Source organism: Arthrobacter sp. LAPM80, from assembly GCF_046736435.1.
Lineage (GTDB): Bacteria > Actinomycetota > Actinomycetes > Actinomycetales > Micrococcaceae > Specibacter.
In genome coordinates, this window is the sequence record NZ_JBCHVD010000005.1 from 101,540 (window position 1) to 118,689 (window position 17,150).

Below are 17,150 nucleotides of genomic sequence, written 5' to 3' on the forward strand. Positions count from 1 at the left end.
CGGGTGCACATGCTGGACAGTGACTTTCCCGGGGTCTAGTTTGAAGTGAAACGTCCATGACCCTGCAGCGTTGGAGCCCCAATGTCCCACAGAGCGGCCATGCCCTCCCCCGACCCTCCATTCGCCCCTGTGCCGGCGGACCCCTCGGGCATGAACGGTCCGGTGAGTGTCAACGTTGAGGGTCTGCGCGTGAACCGCGGCAAGACAACAGTGCTGGCCAACATCTCCTGCAACATTCCGGCGGGCCGCATCACCGGCCTGCTCGGCCCCTCAGGCAGCGGCAAGACGACGTTCATGCGGGCGCTTGTCGGTGTCCAACGGATCGCCGCAGGCACTGTCACTGTCCTTGGCCGTCCGGCAGGGGATCCGCGGAACAGGAACGACGTCGGCTATGTCACCCAGGCTGCCAGCGTGTACAGGGACCTCAGCGTCATCGATAATGTCCGTTACTTCGGCGCCGTCCACGGCGGAAGCCGGGAGGACGCGCATGCGGTGCTGGCCGCCGTCGGGCTTTCCGAACTGGCCAAACGCAAGGCGGGAAACCTCTCGGGCGGACAGTTCAGCAGGGTCTCGCTGGCCTGTGCGCTGGTGGGCAAGCCGCGGCTGCTGATCCTAGACGAGCCGACTGTGGGGCTTGACCCCGTGCTGCGGGCGGATTTGTGGCAGCAATTTTCGGACATGGCAGCAGAGGGGACAACGCTTCTGATCTCAAGCCATGTGATGGAGGAGGCCGGGCATTGCGATTCCCTGCTGCTTTTGCGCGACGGCCTGCTGCTCTCCCAGCTGACGCCGGCGCAATTGCGAGAAAGCGGCCGGACAGACGACCTTGAGCTGGCCTTCCTCCGGCTGATCCGCGCGTCGATGGAGGCCGACGCCGGTGGGAAGGAACCGGGCGTCACGCGCGGAAGGGCACTCTCATGAACCTTGCAATGCTGTGGGCAACGTGCGCCCGGGTACTGCGACAGCTCAAGGGCGACCCCCGCAGCATCGGGTTGATCCTTGTGGTCCCGGCCGTGCTTCTGGCACTGGTGTACTGGCTGTACCAGAATGAGTCACTGCCGCCGGGTGTGCCGCGCACCTTTGACCGGGTGGGCCTGATGATGCTTGGCATCTTCCCCTTCGTGGTGATGTTCCTTGTCACCTCGATCACGATGCTGCGCGAGCGGACATCTGGCACGTTGGAACGCCTGCTGACAACACCCATCCACAAGGCCGATCTCCTCTTCGGCTACGCCCTGGCGTTTTCCATCATGGCCGCGCTGCAGGCCTTGGTGGCCACGGCGACTGCGTACTGGATCTTTGGGATGAAGATTGAGGGCAATGCGGGGTGGGTGGTGCTGATCTCGGTCTTGACGGCGGTTCTTGGCGTGGCACTTGGCCTGCTGTGCTCGGCGTTTGCCACCACCGAATTCCAGGCGGTCCAGTTCATGCCCGTCGTGGTGATACCGCAGATTCTGCTGTGCGGGCTGTTTGTGGCTAGGGACCACATGAACGGGGTATTGGAGGCAATCTCAAACATCTTGCCGCTCAGTTACGCCGTTGACGGGCTGCAGCAGGTGGCAGCGCACGCCGCTCCGACCTCCGCACTGGCCGTTGACCTAATGGTGGTTGCGGGGTTTGTGGTGGCAGGGCTGCTGGCTGCTTCGCTGACGTTGCGGCGCCGGACGGCCTGAGAAGGACGCATGGGCACCTCTGCCCATCGCCTGATCGCGGCCGGCGCCCTAGTGTTGAAGGTCAATGAGCGCCGAACACCACCATTGTTGGGATTTGGCGGCACGGCTATCACGGGAGAATGAATGGGCACCGGCCTGTACGGGGCAGACCCCGAGGACCTGCGGGAATTTGCCCGTGAGCTACTCCGTGCGCAAAATGTCCTGTTGTCAGTCAGGAGCGAGCTCAGCTCATGCATCACGTCCACGCTGCGCTGGGAGGGACCGGACGCCTTTGTCTTCAGGCACGCCTGGCAGTCCTCCTATGCGCCAGTGATCGGACGGACCGCGGCCATGCTGTCGGATACGGCGAGGATGCTCACGGCCCAGGCTTGCGAACAGGACACTGCCAGCAGCTAGGGCTGCTGGCTTCCGGGCTCGATGTCGGCCAGGGCCTGCGCGCACCAGGCCAGCCACGATTTCTCGTACGCGATCCCCGCCCGCAACACAGCAAGCTGCAATTCATCGGCCGCGGTGCGTTGCCCGCCCTCAGGAAAGTCGCTCCGTTCAATGGTTTCGAACCGTTGCAGGGAGTCGGCGTGCGCCTCCTGATGTCGGCGCATTTCAGGGGTGACATCCACCGTTCCCAGCACGGCAGCGGCCCGCAGCCGCACCAGGAGTTCATCCCGGATAGGGCGCGGTTCGCCCTGCCCGGCGCACCACTGCTGCAGCGCGTTCCGTCCCGCCTGAAGTACCTGAAAGTGGCGCTGTTGCCCGCGGCTTAAGGGCATCTCCCGGACCTCCACCAGTCCTCCCCGTTCCAGGTGTCCGAGTTCCCGGTAGATCTGCTGGTGTGTGGCCTGCCAAAAATGTCCCAGCGATTTGTCAAAACGCCGCGCCAATTCGGCCCCGGTGCAGGGTTTTTCCATCAGCGAGGTCAGGATTGCGTGAGTGAGAGACATCTAGATCCGGGCCGCCAGACGGGTTCCCTGGTCAATTGCACGCTTGGCGTCAAGTTCGGCGGCCACGTCCGCTCCCCCAATGAGATGCACGACGGCGCCAGCTCCTTCCAGCCCCGCCTGCAGTTCGCGGCGTGGCTCCTGGCCGGTGCACAGGATGACGGTGTCCACGGCGAGCACGGTGTCGGCGCCGTTGACGCGGAGGTGGAGTCCGGCGTCGTCAATCCTTTGGTATTCGACCCCGGCCACCATGTGGATGCCTTTGGCCTTCAGCGCCGTGCGGTGGATCCAGCCGGTGGTCTTGCCAAGCCCCGCACCAACCTTGGATTCCTTGCGCTGAAAAAGACCCACGCGTCGGTCGGGCCGGGGCGGGGCGGGCGTGGTGATGCCGCCGGGGTTCTTGTAGTCCGGGTCGATGCCCCATTCGCGGTAGAACTTTTCCGGCACGAGGGTTGCGCTGGTGCCGTGCGCGGTGATGTATTCGGCGACGTCGAAGCCGATGCCGCCGGCGCCGAGGATGGCAACGTTGGCGCCCACCTCCTTCTTCTCCCGCAGCACGTCGAGGTAAGTCAACACGCTCGGGTGGTCCACGCCGTCGAGCTGTGGTGTGCGCGGGAGAACACCGGTGGCCAGCACGATCTCATCGAATCCTTCGGCCAGAAGGCTGTCCGCGGTGGCTGTGGTGTCCAGGCGCAGTTCGATGCCGCGCAGCTGGATTTGGCGGTTAAAGTAGCGGATGGTCTCGTGGAATTCCTCCTTGCCGGGGATCTGCTTGGCAAGGTTGAACTGCCCGCCGATCTCCCCGGAACCCTCGAAAAGCGTGACGGTGTGGCCGCGCTCTGCGGCTGTCACGGCAAAGGCGAGGCCGGCCGGACCGGCACCGACAACCGCGAGTTTCTTGGTTTTGCTTGCCTCTTTGATGATGATTTCCGTCTCGTGGCACGCACGGGGGTTGACCAGGCATGAGGAGGTTTTGCCGACGAACGTGTGGTCCAGGCAGGCCTGGTTGCAGCCGATGCAGCTGTTGATCTCGTCGCTGCGACCCTCCCCTGCCTTGCGCATGAAGAATGCGTCGGCAAGGAATGGCCGTGCCATGGAGACCATGTCGGACGTGCCGTCGGCCAGAAGCTTCTCCGCGACCTCGGGGGTGTTGATGCGGTTGGTGGCAACCAGCGGAATGCCCACCGAACCCATGACCTTTCTTGTGGCCCAGGCGAAGCCGGCCCGTGGCACGGAAGTGGCGATGGTGGGGATGCGTGCCTCGTGCCAGCCGATGCCCGTGTTGATGATGGTGGCGCCGGCCTTCTCGATGGCCCGAGCCAATGTGATGACCTCATCCAGTGTTGAGCCGCCCTCGACCAGGTCGAGCATGGAAAGCCTGTAGATGATGATGAAGTTTTCGCCCACGCGTTTCCGGGTGCGGCGGATGATTTCGACGGGGAAGCGCATGCGGTTTTCGTAGGGGCCGCCCCATTCATCACTGCGGTGGTTGGTTCTTTTGGCGATGAATTCGTTGATCAGGTACCCCTCGGAACCCATGATTTCAACGCCGTCGTAGCCCGCCGACTGAGCGAGCAGGGCGGCGTTGGCGAAGTCCTCAATGGTCTGCTCCACTTCCGCGCCGCTGAGCGGGTGCGGGGTGAGCGGGTTGATCGGCGCCTGGACTGCACTGGGTGCGACGAGGTGTGAATGGGAGGCGTAGCGGCCAAAGTGCAGCAACTGCAGGGCGATCTTGCCGCCCTCGGCATGCACGGCAGCGGTGACAACTTTGTGTTGTGCCGCCTCTTCGGGGGTGCTGAGTTTGGCGCCGCCCGGCATGGGCCAGCCTGCCTCGTTGGGTGAGATGCCGCCGGTGACCATCAGTGCCACACCTCCGCGGGCCCGCTCGGCATAGAACGCGGCCATGCGTTCGAAACCGCCCGGCTGTTCTTCGAGCCCTACATGCATTGACCCCATCAGCACCCGGTTGGGCAGGGTGGTGAATCCAAGATCCAAGGGGGCGAACAGGTGCGGAAACTGACCGGCGTTCATTTATGCACTCCTTTGCGCAACAAGTTGCATAAGCGTAGCGCACATCCAGGTAAAAGTGTGATGTGCCTCATTGACCCCCGCCTGCGCCCCAAGAAGGGCCGCTTGCACGATGGCGGACGCTGCTGTGCATGGTGGAGTTCAGCCCGGCTGAAGCTGTCTTGAATGGCATGGGATTCGAGGCACTGAGGTTATGAGGCTGTCGGCGGCATAGGGTTAAGAGGCAACGTGTCATTGCCCGAACCCGGCAGAACAATTTTCAGTACTCGTGCAAGCAGCAAGATGGTGTCCGCAAGGGAAATGCTGAGCGGACGCCGTCCAACAGCAACGCATCGAGGTCTCTAGGGTCTCTGCCATGCTGGCCCAGTCGTCGTGTGTGTACTGTGCTGTCATGGACGTAGCCAAGCATGCCGGTAGTTTCCAGCCGAGCGAGAGCAGCGAGGTGACGACACGCCTCTTGACCGGGCCGGCGCAGAAGCGCGACGGCCCGGTCAAGCGACCTCGTATCTGCCTACGGTGCCGAGGTGTACCCGTAGATGTCCGTATTGCCGAAGGCGGTCATTGGGAACTGGCACGGCACGGGCGGGGTCGGGGTGCCGCCGTTGGCCAGCGCCTCGCGGTACGCATCCACCGCGGGGCAATCGGTCGCGTTACGCACATCGTTCCAGACGGCCGCACCGTAGCTGTCGGTCGCCACCGCGTAGTTGTAATCGCCGAGGAACTCCGCATTCAGTGAATTGGCGCTCGAGCCGCGGGCGTCACCCGAGACTCCACGATGAACTTCAGCGAGGGTGCCCCGAGTCGGGCCGCTGAGCACGACGCCCTCCATCGGGCGCGCGTTGGCAGTGGTCATCTGCCAAGGAGCCTGCCAGGCATTGTAGGTCATGTAGACCGTGCCTCCATTGGGCGAAATGGCAACCGCTGGCTGGTTCGCGCGGTCGCCGGTGGTGGATACCGCCTGCTTTGGGCTATAGCTCGCGCCGCGGTCACTGGAGTAGGAGACATAGGCCCGCTCCATATTGGTTCCTGCGCTGTCATCGGACCAGCCGAGTACCACCGTGTTCAGAGCCCCTACGCCGGTCGGCGCACCATTTGCGATATCGATGCTCGGAAAGACGTCGGTCCGCGAACCTGCGACGCCGTCAATGGTGGATCGCCCGGTGACGGGATCCAGTTGGCCGATACCACCGATCGCCGTCACGACCTGCGGCCGTGTGAAGTTGGCGCCGCCGTTGTCCGAGGTCACTTGGTAGAAGACGCTTACGCCTGCCTGCGTAAAGCCGGACCAGACCACGTATACCCGGCCTGCACTGTCTGTGCGTACGGCACAACCCTGGCGGCCGTTGATCTGAGCGTTATTCACTGCGGCGGAGATCTGGCGGGTAGTCCAGCTGTCACCCCCATCTGAGGAGCGGTGCAGCATAACCGGCGCCGGAGCACCCCCGTGGCCATTGCTGCGGAAGCTGACGTTGCAAATGTACACATTTCCAAAGTAGGGACTGCTGGCAGCGTTGTCAGCCCAGATCTGCTCCTTGTCGCTGAAAGTGGCACTGCTCTGCTTGCTCACAATGACGGGAGCCATCCAGGCGCTGGCATCGTTGTTCGCAGCGGCCACCACGTTGTCGGTGCGGGACACCGCAATCGCCCCGGATCCCTTGAATGCCTGATCGCTGCGAGTGGTCCCAAAGTTGGTGGCGATGTTGCTGTAGTAGAGCCGGGAGCCAGCCGCCCAGGAGAAGTTTCCGTCCGCGCCCTTGCGCGGCCCGAATGCCAATTCTGGATCACCATTGGAAACCAGACCCTTTTCGTAGTAGCCCGGCAGAGTTCCGATCGGACCGACGTGGGCTGCACACACAGCTGGTCCGACACAGTCACGTGCGCTCCAGCCACTGTACGTGGGCTGGGTCCAGGTGTGTCCGGAGTCTAGGGAGAAATAGATTCCGGAGACGCCCACACCCTGGGTGAACGGGCAGGTGTTCGGCGCGCCCGCGGCGCAAGCTTCCATGTCGATTTCGTCGTTTGCACCAGCCGCGAGCACCGTAGGGTGCGCGGCGTCGACGGCGAGACCAGGCTCATTCTGCTTGTTTTGGGAGAATGGCGCTGAAGTGCTGCCGGTGTTCACGAGCTGGTCGCCCGTGACCGCTGCGGCTGCGGGGAGAATCGGTAATAAAAGGACGGCGGCAGCCGCCGCCGTCAGCAATCTTAACCTGTACATGACGCACCTCCACGGAGTGGCCCGGGATCGCCGAAGCCTTGGGATTTAATTGCGAATAGTCAACCAAACGCTCGGTGAGGTCTCCTAAGGTGATATTACGACCCGTCGCGCCAATTCGATAGTGCGCGTTGGCCAAGACACTTTACGGCGGGATGACTTTTCGAGAGTCCGGCACGCCATTTACGAAAGCGAGGCCGTACCACTGCGGTTCACACCGCGCATTGGTCATTGCTCGGTCATCACGACGGCAGGCAAGGTGAAGGACCGGCCAACGGACATCAAAGGGGACATTTAGTGCCGCCCATATACCGTTGCGATTCACCCCAAGGGCAGCAATGTTGCCTCGATGCGTGGGCTGCACGGAGTTCTGGATGTAATTCCCGAATGAATTACGGGATTCTCCGCCGGCCACCGGCTCAGCTTTTCCGGGCCCTGAGGTGTTCCACCACGTATGCCGCGTCGCGTCCAACGCCGCCGATCAGCCCGGACGTCAGCGCGTACTGGAACGGCATGCCCACAAAGTAGAGCCCGGGCAGCTCCGCCACGGCGCCCCGCACGGTGGCGGGCCAGCCATGCGCGCCTACCGGAAGATCCTCGATCCAGTCTAGCTCCGGGCGGTATCCCGTCGCCCAGATGATAGTGCGGACGTATCCCGGCGCCGGGGCTCTGCTCTGGTTCGCGGCGATGGCCGCCGCTTTCGTGCCGTCGAACACCGGCTGTCCGTCCACCACCCCCGTGAGGCGCGGGAGCCGCACGACTCCCGCCTGCTCGACGTCGTGCATGGACACCCGAATGAGGGGCGCACCGCGGTCATGGAAGCCGGCGGCGACCTTGCGTCCGGGCTTGGTGTCGAGGGTCAGCAGCGAGTTCACCAGCTGCCAGTAAACCGGGCCGGCGAAGCGGAACACGGCGTCTGGAATGTGCGGGGTGGGGCGACCCGCTAGATACACGGTTCCGCCCGGGTGGGCGCCGGCGAGCTCCATCGCGATCTCCGCACCCGACGTCCCTGCCCCAACCACGACAATGTCGCCCACCGGCAGGGCGTCGGGTGCCCGGTATTGGGAACTGTGAAGCTGCGTGATCCCTGGATTCAGCTCTTGCGCGAGGGCAGGAATCCGCGGGGTAGTGGTGGGACCGGGCGCCGCCACCACGCTGCGGGCAAGGAGAGTTCCTTCGCTGGTGCGGACCTCGAAGGTCCCGTCCAGTCTGCGCACCGACACAACCTGGGTGTCCGTCTGGACCGGTAGCCGGAATTGCCGTGCGTAGCTTTCGAGGTAATCGGCGAACTGGTCCTTGTCCGGAAACCATCCGCCGGGTGCGCGGATCTGCATGCCCGGAAGTGCACTGTACCGGGCAGGGGTGAACAGCTGCAGCGAATCCCACCGGTTGCGCCAGCTGTCGCCCACCCGTGCCGACCTTTCCAGAATACTGAAGTGCAGTCCCGTTTTCTGCAGATGAAAGCCGGTGGCAAGTCCTGCCTGCCCGCCGCCAATGACCACAACATCCTTGACATCCTGTTTCATAGCTGGCTCCTTCACCAGACCGGGGCGCTTCCGGGGTGGTGCCCGGCGGATTCAACAAGAATACCATTCTAGTCACTAGAGGGATAGTCTAATTACATGCCTGTCTCTCATTCCGCTTCAGACCCGGCCCCCCGAGTACCGGTTGTCCGCAAAGCTGGCCGCCGTGCCGTGCAGGCAGCAGATACGCGGGCGCACATCATTTCTATTGCTGGCCGCCTTTTCCTCCAGCACGGGTATGTGGTCACAACCATCGAAGCGATAGCCCGCGAAAGCGGCGTTGCCCTCCAAACTATTTACAACTCTGTGGGCAACAAGGCTGCGGTGCTGTCGGCGGTATTGGACGCGGCAGCGTCGGGCCTCGACTCCCCGATGAGCGTGCTTGAACTGATGCGCAAGCGCACCGCCGACGCCGCCGACCTCGACTCCCTGATCACCGTACTCACCGACTGGTTCGTGGATGTCCATCACCGTATCGGCCCGGTAATGGACATCATTGCTCAGGCTGCCGCCGTCGACTCGGTTGTGGAGAAGCTGCAAAAGGACCGCGCGCTGCAGCGCCTAGAACGATATGCGGAGGCGGCCGCGGCCGTACGTTCCCGCGGCGGGCTCACCTCCGGTATGTCAGACGCTGATGCTGCCGCTGCCATCTGGTCCCTGGGTCATCCCCAGGGATATCGCACACTGGTTACCGATGCGGGGTGGTCCGTGCCCGCCTACCGGGACTGGCTCCGGCGCTCCCTGTCCGCCACGCTCGCCTGAACGATATGGTGTAGCCGGAGCCTGGGAGGTGGTACCTCGACACACAGCAGTGCCCGGGACGGTGCTCTGCTGTCTTGAAAGCCGTAGGTCAGAGCGTTGAAACCCGGCGAGACCCAGTAGGGCGTGCCACATATCGCTGCGAGAACCCTACCAATTAGCGCTGAGAGTCACATCCTTAGATGCCAATTCTCAATACCATGCCTCGAATCCTTCGGGCTGAATCGGCGTCCCCTTTGTTGGTTATGAGACACATTGGATCAGGCTATGACAATGCTGATCGGCTGGACACGGGTTTCGACGGAGCAGCAACCCGCTGGCCGAGTGGAGGCGACTCTTCCGGCCGTCGGCATCTTGGGCGCGGGTGGGCCCACGCGCCCGAGGGACCCACGGCGAGCTTGCGAGCTGTGGGAGGGCGCGGGGACTAGAACAGCACAGTCGCGAATGTTCCGACCTGTTCAAAGCCGACCTGCTTGTACAGGGCCCGTGCGGGGGCGTTGTAGTCGTTGACATACAGGCTGGTCACGGGCGCGTGGGCCTGGGCCAGCAGGACGACGGCGGCCATGTAGCCGGCGCTCAGGCCGAGGCCGCGGTAGCGCGGGTTCATCCATACGCCTTGGACCTGGGTGGCAAATTTTGTGACTGCCCCGAGGTCCGCCTTGAAGATGACCTCGCCCTGGTGTTCGTCGTGGCTGAACGAATAGCCGTTGCTGATCAGCCAGGCGACGCGGCGCCGGTAGTTTGCCTCGCCGCCAAGGAAAGGTGAGTATCCCACTTCTTCCTCGAACATGGCAGCTGCGGCTGTGAGGATATCGCTGAACTGGCTGCTTTCGCTGACGGCCAGCAGCGGGTTGGGCGCCACCTTCGGCGGTCCTGAAATGGCCAGCAGCGGCTGGTTGGCGCGAACCTCCTGGGCCTGGATTCCTGCCTTGCGCAGGACATCGATCATGGCCAGCGTGGCCTCGGCGGGGCCAAAAATTGAAGCGTGGGGCTGCCAATTGGCGACGATCCACTCGCCGAAACTGGTGGCCTGCGATGCGTTTGCCTCGATGGGGACCACATTGGAACCGACCCAGCAGGCAGCGGCCAGGGTCACGCCGTCGTCCTCGAAAAAGCCGAGCATGTCAGCGCCCTGGGAGGCGGGCACAGCACTGTTGTTCTGGTTCACGAGGGAATCGACAAACACGTTGGCGACCCTGTCGCGGGCGATCAGCGCCCGGAGCGCGTCCGTGTCCCTGTGGACAAGGACGCGCACCGGATTGTGGTGCGCCCCCCTAGGAAACGGTAACCACGGGGCCACCCTGGAGAGTCGTGTCATCCGCGTCGGACTCCATCTGCTCGGCAAGCCTCATGGCTTCTTCAATGAGTGTCTCAACAATTTGGTCCTCGGGCACAGTCTTGATGACTTCCCCCTTCACAAAAATCTGGCCCTTGCCGTTGCCTGAAGCCACACCGAGGTCCGCTTCACGGGCCTCGCCGGGTCCGTTGACGACGCAGCCCATGACGGCAACGCGCAACGGAACTTCCATGCCCTCAAGGCCGGCGGTGACTTCCTCGGCAAGCTTGTACACGTCAACCTGGGCGCGGCCGCACGAGGGGCAGGAGACAATTTCCAGCTTGCGCGGGCGCAGGTTCAGCGACTGCAGGATCTGGTTGCCGACCTTGATTTCCTCAACCGGCGGGGCGGAGAGGGACACCCGGATCGTGTCGCCGATGCCCTTGGCGAGCAATGCGCCAAACGCTACGGCAGACTTAATGGTGCCCTGGAAGGCGGGGCCGGCTTCGGTGACACCCAGGTGCAGGGGCCAGTCGCCTTGTTCGGCGAGCATTTCGTAGGCGGCAACCATGATGACCGGATCGTTGTGCTTGACGGAAATTTTGAAGTCGTGGAAGCCGTGCTCCTCGAACAGGGATGCCTCCCAGACGGCCGACTCAACGAGCGCCTCGGGAGTGGCCTTGCCGTACTTCTTCATGATGGACGGCTCCAGCGAACCGGCATTCACACCGATCCGGATGGAGGTGCCGTGGTCCTTGGCGGCCTGGGCAATTTGCTTGACCTGGTCGTCAAACTTGCGGATATTGCCCGGGTTCACTCGCACCGCTGCACAACCGGCCTCGATGGCCGCGAAGACGTACTTCGGCTGGAAGTGGATGTCGGCAATCACGGGGATCTGCGACTTTTTGGCGATGATCGGCAGGGCATCCGCATCATCCTGGTGCGGACAGGCCACGCGCACAATGTCACAGCCTGACGCCGTCAACTCGGCGATCTGCTGCAATGTGGCATTGATGTCGGTGGTCTTTGTGGTGGTCATGGACTGCACGCTGATGGGCGAATCCGAACCGACGCCGACGCTTCCGACCTTGATTTGCCGGGTTTTGCGGCGCGGCGCAAGGACTGGCGGTGGCAGTGGCGGCATGCCGAGGCTGACGGAGGTCAAAATATGCTCCTTGAAGATCATCTATCAAATATTGCGGCAGTTGCACCGACTTGTGGCACCACTAAGGAATCTCGCAGTATCTACCTTTAGATTGTAGGCTCGTTCCCTTTTCTGCGCGGACCAATGAGGCCTAGCCCACGTAGCGGCTCAACTGCCCGGTCACGGGACTCCAGCCCGAAACCCTCAGTCCGGTGACCCCTCCCCCAACGGTCATGGGGTCCTGGGCGACAAGCCCACGCACGGCGGCCTCATCCTCGGCCCGGAAAATCAGCAGCGCCCCGGCACCATCGGCGTAGGGACCGGAGGCTAGCAGAACTTCCTCCTGGGCCAAGGCGGCCAGCCATTCCCGGTGCTTGGGGCGGTGCTCAATCCTTGCGGCTTCTGCCTCGGGACCATATACGTATTCAACAGCGAAAATAGACATGGTTTCACCCTATAGCAGGAGCGCTTTTGTGAGCGCCGCAACACTGGCGGCCCACAGCAACGAGGCAAACGTGCCTATGATGAACCGCTCGCTGGCCGCAGGCGTGTCTTTCAACTCGGGGTACCGGCCGAGCCCCTTGATGGCCACGACATAGGCAATGGCCACCGGTTGGCCGGAGAAGATGGCAACCATCACGGCCGCACGCTCCAGAAAGCCGATGAGCAGCCCGCCGCGAAGGACCTCAACCTTGGTTCCTGGCGCGGGGGTTGGGCCCGTCGGATCTTCTTCAGCTGCAATGCTCGACGGCGCAGCCGCCTGCGCAGGCGCGGCAGGCGCGGCAGGCTGGGCGGGCCCGGCAGGCTGATCGGGCCCGCCCGACTCCGCCGCATCCATGGCCCGGACAGGCTTGGATCTGGCCAGCCTGAGAATCCCCGCGGTCACGGGCCAGCCACCCAGAACACCCGCAATGAGTGCCGCTGCTATCCAGATTGCCGCCATGAAGCCTCCCCGCGCCAGCGTAGTTGCTCGGCGTCCACCGGCGCCGCTGTGGTGTTCACACTAGCTGCCGGGACCGACATTTAACGTCTGTTGCGCCTGTCGCAACAAAAGTGCCGCGGCCCGGCGGCCGTTGGCCTCTTCCAGTCTGCCGGAACGGGTGATGGCCTTGCTGACGGCTTGGGGGCTGATGCCCAAGTGGGCGGCAACATCCTTTTGTGTGGCGAGCGGGGCAGCTTCGAGGGCGTCAAGGACACGCCATTCGGCCCCTGACCTCTTGCGGACAAGGTCACCGAACAGGGCAAGAACGGCTTCCGCAGCCTCTGCCCACTGTGAGTCGGTCTGGGTTTTGATGCGCAGGGGCACGCGCTCCCCCATTTTTTTTGCCGCTTCAACCGCTTCGCGGGCGGAGATGAAGGCATCGCCGGACCCTTCACGTGAGCTGGACGGCAGGGGCACGTCGACGCCGCCAATCCCGATGCCGATGTACCAGTCCCGCAGGCGAAGGACCCTGGCAACCACCCCAACAACGGCGTCGGCGTCCACCATGACCCCCTGCACCTCGTCACCCACCGAGCGGTCGAAGGGCACAGCGGTGTCGGCACCGGCAAGAACTTCCAGGAGCTGAGGAACCTTGTCCCCGTGGGTGCGGCTGCCGCGCTGGTCAATCGTAAGAACGAACATGACTAAACCATAATCAATTGTTTTATTAATATCAATGTTTTTTGGGTGAGCGATACCGGGGCGTTCCGAAGCGAAGCCCTAGCCAAACAGGTTCACCGGTTTCACGATGTCGGCGTAGATCAGCAGCGCACCCATGCCCATCAGGACGATGGCGGCAACGTAGGTGACAGGAAGAAGCTTGGCGATGTCGAACGGCCCCGGGTCCTTGCGCTTGAAGAGCTTGGCCACGCGGCGGCGGGCCCCTTCGTAGAGCGCCCCGAGAACGTGCCCCCCATCCAGCGGAAGCAATGGGATCAGGTTGAAAACAAACAGGGCCAGGTTGACGCCGGCTAGCAGCCCCGTCAGGGTCGCCACGCGCGAGCTCAGCGGAACCTGTTCCATGGCGGCCACTTCGCCTGCCACACGCCCGACGCCGACCACCGATATGGGCCCGTTGGGATCGCGCGGCTCGGAACTGAAGGCGGCCTGGGCCACGCCGAGAAGTTTCTGCGGAAGCTGGAACACGACGCCGGAGACCTGGACGATGTTGTTGCCCACGGCGGGCAGCACGGCCGACGCCGGTTCACGCACCAGTGCGGATGTCGGCCCCACCCCAAGGAACCCTGCCTGCACCGTGACGGGCTTGCCGGCGGAATCAACTTCGGCCGATCCATTGGCGCCAATGACGGGGCGGGCGGTGAGCACGGGGGTGATGGTGGTGGAGATGGTTTTCCCGGCCCGCTCGTAAACAAGTGGCACTGTCTTGCCGGCCGAGGCCCGGATCCAGTCCGTGAGGGCTGCCCAGTCGGTGACTTCCCTGCCGTCGAAGGACTTGATGGTGTCTGCGGGTTGCAGTCCTGCCGCGGCCGCCGGCGTCTTGGTGCAGTTGCTCAGGTCAGTCGGTGCGGGTTCCCCAAAGGCCACCTGGCAGGCGTTGACTTCCGCAAGCGTTGTGGTGGCTTGGGCCGTTCCAAAGCCCATCAGCAGCACGGCCATGAGCACCACGCCAATGAGCAGGTTCACGAACGGCCCGCCCAGCATGATGATGATCTTTTTCCAGACGGGCAGCTTGTAGAACACCCGATTGGCGTCTTCCGGCCCGACTTCCTCATGGGCGGCGGTGCGCGCTTCGCTGGCCAAGGTCTGGAACATGCCCGTACTGGAGGGCCTGACACTTCCATCGACGGGATTGGGCGGGTACATCCCGACCATGGCCACGTAGCCGCCGGCCGGAATGGCCTTGATCCCGTATTCGGTTTCGCCCTTTTTCCGTGACCACACGGTCGGCCCAAAGCCGATCATGTAGCGGGTGACGCGGACCTTGAAGAGCTTTGCGGGCAGCAGGTGTCCCACCTCATGCAAGGCAATGGACAGGGCGATGCCGACGGCCACGAAGACCACTCCGCCAATGAACAGCAATACAGTCACAATGTACTTTCTTGTCTCAGGCGTTCTCAGCCCCTGGCAGCCAGCAACTCACTGGTCCGCGCGCGCGCCCAAGTCTCAGCATCCAACACGGCCTGGAGCGTCAGCTGCGAAGCGGGTGTGTGTTCGCTGAGAACTTGTGCAATGGTGTCCACAATATCCAGAAAGCCTATCCGGCCGGCATGGAAGGCGTGGACGGCTTCCTCGTTGGCCGCGTTGTACACGGCGGGGCAGGTGCTCCCCCGGCGCGCGGCCTCCTTGGCGAGTTCGACGGCGGGGAAGGCCTCGTTGTCCAGCGGCTCAAAAGTCCAGGTCGTCCCCTTGCTCCAGTCGCAGGGTGCCGACGCGCCGGGAACCCGCTCAGGCCAGCCTAGACCCAGCGCAATGGGCAGCCTCATATCAGGCGGGGAGGCCTGGGCAATGGTGGAGCCATCGGTGAACTGGACCATGGAATGCACCACTGATTGGGGGTGGACGACGGCGTCAATCCTGTCGAGGGGAACGTCAAAGAGCAGGTGGGCCTCGATGACCTCAAGTCCCTTGTTGACAAGTGTTGCCGAGTTGGTGGTGACCATCAGGCCCATGTCCCAGGTGGGGTGCTTGAGCGCTTGTGCCGGGGTCACGTCCGCCAGTTCTTCCCTGCTGCGACCACGGAAGGGGCCGCCGGAGGCTGTCACGATCAGCTTGTCCACCTCGGCGGCGGTGCCCGAACGCAGTGCCTGGGCCAGGGCGGAGTGTTCTGAATCCACGGGGACCAGCTGCCCTGGTGAGGCGGCAGCCTTCACGAGCGCCCCGCCCACGATGAGCGATTCCTTGTTGGCCAGGGCCAGGATTGCCGTGGTGCCCAGGGCTGCCAAAGTCGGCGCCAGGCCGATGGATCCGGTGATGCCGTTGAGCACGACATCGGCGGCGTCGGCCGTGCCCGCGCCCCACGCGGCAATGACGGTCGAGGCGTCGGGACCGGCCAATATTTCGGGTGCAAAGCCTGCCAATCCGGCCGCGGCGGCATGGGAGTCGATCAGCGAACGCAGGGCCCCGGCGTCGTTCGAGGCGGTGCCCACGGCCAGGACCTGCAACGTCACTGCCTGCCGGGCCAGCAGGTCAAGATTCCCGCCGCCGGCGCTGAGTGCCGTCACGCTGAACCGGGGGCTCCCGTCCGCCAATGCGGCATGGCCGACGACGTCGATCGCCTGGGTGCCGATGGAACCTGTTGAGCCGAGGATGATCACTTTACGATGCGCCATGCCTATAAGTATTCCGCACTTGCGGGCGATGGGGGAGCCAGTGGGGACTACCAGAGTCCCCTGTCGATGGCCGCGGCACGGATCTTGCGCAGCGAATTGCGCAGTTGCAGCAGCTCATCCGCGCTCAGGGGGTCAAAGACGGTTTCCCGCACCAGGGTGACGTGGCCGGGGGCCGTGCTCCGGACGGTGTTCCAACCCTCCGGGGTCAGCATGATTTCCTGCCCGCGGCCATCGCAGCTTGCGGCACACCGCGCAACCAGCCCCTTGGCCTCCATGCGGCGGAGCAGGTGGGACACCCTCGATTTTTCCCATTCCAATATGCGAGCCAGGTCCCCCGAGCGGACGCCGTCGGCAGGGGCCTCGGATACGGCAGCCAGGACGGCGTACTCCCCGCCCGAAATTCCGGCATCCTGACTGAGCTGGCGGTCGATGACGCGCGGCAGCCCGGAGTTGAATTCACGCAGCTCCAACCACGTGGCTTGCTCGTCGGTGCTGAGCCAGCGGGGCTCGGTCATGGCGTTGCTCACATTCAGTAAATTAGTAGTTGACATGTCAATCTTCTCGCGTAATGATTGAAACATCAAGTTTTAGTTGACGCGTCACCTACATCGGGTGCCGGGTTGCCACTTCCAAGGAGACAACGAATGACCAAGATCGCCATCGTCACAGGTTCCACCCGTCCCGGCCGCGTCAACGCCGGCGTTGCAGAGTGGGTTCTGGCCCAGGCACAGTTGCGCGGCGACGCCGACTACGAACTGGTCGACATTGCCGACTTCAATCTCCCCGTCCTGGATGAGGCATACCCCGCCGGCTACCAGAACTACCAGAACGACCACACCAAGGCCTGGTCCGCGAAGATGAACGAGTTCGACGGCTACATCTTCATCACCGGCGAATACAACCATTCGGTCCAGCCCGCCCTGGCTAACGCCATCTCCTACCTGAACGTTGAGTTCAACAACAAGGCTGCCGGCATGGTCGGCTACGGCTCGGCCTTCGGTGTCCGCGCCGTGGAGCACCTGCGTGGAATCCTCTCCGAGCTCCAGGTTGCCCACGTCCAAAAGACGGGCATGTTCTCCTTGTTTACCGACTTCGAGAACTTCTCCACCTTCAAGCCGACAGAGCTTCAGGCAGCCTCCGTTGCCCCGATGCTTGACCAACTCGTCTCCTGGACCCACGCCATGAAGGCAGTGCGCGAAGGCGCAATGTCAGCCGTCTAAGCACCACCCCAACGCTCTCGCAGCATTGGGGTGATTTTCCCGAACGCTCCCGCACTGGTGCGGGAGCGTTCGGCATTTAAGCACCGATTCTGCGGGAGCGTCTGGGGG

Annotated in this window: 17 protein-coding genes; 5 read left to right on the plus strand and 12 right to left on the minus strand. The window is 63.5% G+C overall.

All coding sequences use genetic code 11. From position 1 onward, the window contains the following. The first annotated feature begins 81 nt into the window (after positions 1-81). The 3 genes from AAGW05_RS07320 to AAGW05_RS07330 all read left to right on the plus strand — a co-directional run bounded on the left by AAGW05_RS07320 (position 82) and on the right by AAGW05_RS07330 (position 2,069). Positions 82-921 (plus strand): ABC transporter ATP-binding protein, encoded by an 840-nt coding sequence (locus AAGW05_RS07320; protein WP_411803837.1) that lies wholly within the window; start codon positions 82-84, stop codon positions 919-921. A gap of 8 nt (positions 922-929) precedes the next feature. Further along, entirely contained in the window at positions 930-1,673 is a 744-nt protein-coding gene (locus AAGW05_RS07325) for an ABC transporter permease (protein ID WP_411803943.1), read from the plus strand. Positions 1,674-1,796: 123 nt separating this feature from the next. Beyond that, positions 1,797-2,069, plus strand: a complete 273-nt coding sequence (locus AAGW05_RS07330; protein ID WP_411803838.1) for a hypothetical protein — start codon at positions 1,797-1,799, stop codon at positions 2,067-2,069. On the opposite strand, the gene AAGW05_RS07335 is transcribed toward AAGW05_RS07330, so the two are convergent. From AAGW05_RS07335 to AAGW05_RS07350, 4 genes are all read right to left on the minus strand, one after another. Then, positions 2,066-2,611, minus strand: coding sequence for a PadR family transcriptional regulator (locus AAGW05_RS07335; protein WP_411803839.1), 546 nt, complete (start codon positions 2,609-2,611; stop codon positions 2,066-2,068). The genes AAGW05_RS07330 and AAGW05_RS07335 overlap by 4 nt on opposite strands. Continuing rightward, the gene (locus AAGW05_RS07340; protein WP_411803840.1) at positions 2,612-4,639 is read right to left on the minus strand and encodes an FAD-dependent oxidoreductase; all 2,028 of its coding nucleotides are present in this window, start codon (positions 4,637-4,639) and stop codon (positions 2,612-2,614) included. It abuts the gene before it with no gap. 508 nt (positions 4,640-5,147) lie between these two features. Further along, the gene (locus AAGW05_RS07345; RefSeq protein WP_411803841.1) at positions 5,148-6,851 is read right to left on the minus strand and encodes a sialidase family protein; all 1,704 of its coding nucleotides are present in this window, start codon (positions 6,849-6,851) and stop codon (positions 5,148-5,150) included. A 416-nt stretch (positions 6,852-7,267) separates the two neighbouring features. Beyond that, the gene (locus AAGW05_RS07350) at positions 7,268-8,374 is read right to left on the minus strand and encodes a flavin-containing monooxygenase (protein ID WP_411803842.1); all 1,107 of its coding nucleotides are present in this window, start codon (positions 8,372-8,374) and stop codon (positions 7,268-7,270) included. 96 nt (positions 8,375-8,470) lie between these two features. On the opposite strand from AAGW05_RS07350, the gene AAGW05_RS07355 reads away from it, so the two are divergent. Further along, positions 8,471-9,133: a TetR/AcrR family transcriptional regulator gene (locus AAGW05_RS07355; RefSeq protein ID WP_411803843.1), complete on the plus strand. Its 663-nt coding sequence runs from the start codon at positions 8,471-8,473 to the stop codon at positions 9,131-9,133. Positions 9,134-9,554: 421 nt separating this feature from the next. Here the strand turns inward: AAGW05_RS07355 and AAGW05_RS07360 are convergent, their stop codons facing one another. The 8 genes from AAGW05_RS07360 to AAGW05_RS07395 all read right to left on the minus strand — a co-directional run bounded on the left by AAGW05_RS07360 (position 9,555) and on the right by AAGW05_RS07395 (position 16,373). Beyond that, a complete protein-coding gene (locus AAGW05_RS07360) occupies positions 9,555-10,385 on the minus strand; it encodes a GNAT family N-acetyltransferase (RefSeq protein ID WP_411803844.1) in 831 nt (276 codons plus the stop codon). A gap of 19 nt (positions 10,386-10,404) precedes the next feature. Next, positions 10,405-11,571 (minus strand): flavodoxin-dependent (E)-4-hydroxy-3-methylbut-2-enyl-diphosphate synthase, encoded by a 1,167-nt coding sequence (gene ispG, locus AAGW05_RS07365; RefSeq protein ID WP_411803944.1) that lies wholly within the window; start codon positions 11,569-11,571, stop codon positions 10,405-10,407. A 130-nt stretch (positions 11,572-11,701) separates the two neighbouring features. Then, positions 11,702-11,995: a YciI family protein gene (locus tag AAGW05_RS07370; protein WP_411803845.1), complete on the minus strand. Its 294-nt coding sequence runs from the start codon at positions 11,993-11,995 to the stop codon at positions 11,702-11,704. A 9-nt stretch (positions 11,996-12,004) separates the two neighbouring features. Next, a complete protein-coding gene (locus tag AAGW05_RS07375) occupies positions 12,005-12,493 on the minus strand; it encodes a hypothetical protein (RefSeq protein WP_411803846.1) in 489 nt (162 codons plus the stop codon). A gap of 60 nt (positions 12,494-12,553) precedes the next feature. Then, positions 12,554-13,174, minus strand: coding sequence for a MarR family transcriptional regulator (locus AAGW05_RS07380; RefSeq protein ID WP_411803847.1), 621 nt, complete (start codon positions 13,172-13,174; stop codon positions 12,554-12,556). 78 nt (positions 13,175-13,252) lie between these two features. Next, on the minus strand, positions 13,253-14,584 hold the full coding sequence (locus tag AAGW05_RS07385; protein WP_411803945.1) for a M50 family metallopeptidase: 1,332 nt from the start codon (positions 14,582-14,584) through the stop codon (positions 13,253-13,255). Between the two features lie 23 nt (positions 14,585-14,607). Next, positions 14,608-15,822 carry a 1-deoxy-D-xylulose-5-phosphate reductoisomerase gene (gene dxr / locus AAGW05_RS07390; protein ID WP_411803848.1) on the minus strand — a complete coding sequence of 405 codons (1,215 nt, stop codon included), beginning with the start codon at positions 15,820-15,822 and terminating at the stop codon, positions 14,608-14,610. Positions 15,823-15,869: 47 nt separating this feature from the next. After that, positions 15,870-16,373 (minus strand): MarR family winged helix-turn-helix transcriptional regulator, encoded by a 504-nt coding sequence (locus AAGW05_RS07395; protein WP_411803849.1) that lies wholly within the window; start codon positions 16,371-16,373, stop codon positions 15,870-15,872. A gap of 93 nt (positions 16,374-16,466) precedes the next feature. Here AAGW05_RS07395 and AAGW05_RS07400 point away from each other — a divergent pair, with 93 nt between their 5' ends. Beyond that, a complete protein-coding gene (locus tag AAGW05_RS07400) occupies positions 16,467-17,042 on the plus strand; it encodes an NADPH-dependent FMN reductase (RefSeq protein ID WP_411803850.1) in 576 nt (191 codons plus the stop codon). Positions 17,043-17,150: the final 108 nt, after the last annotated feature.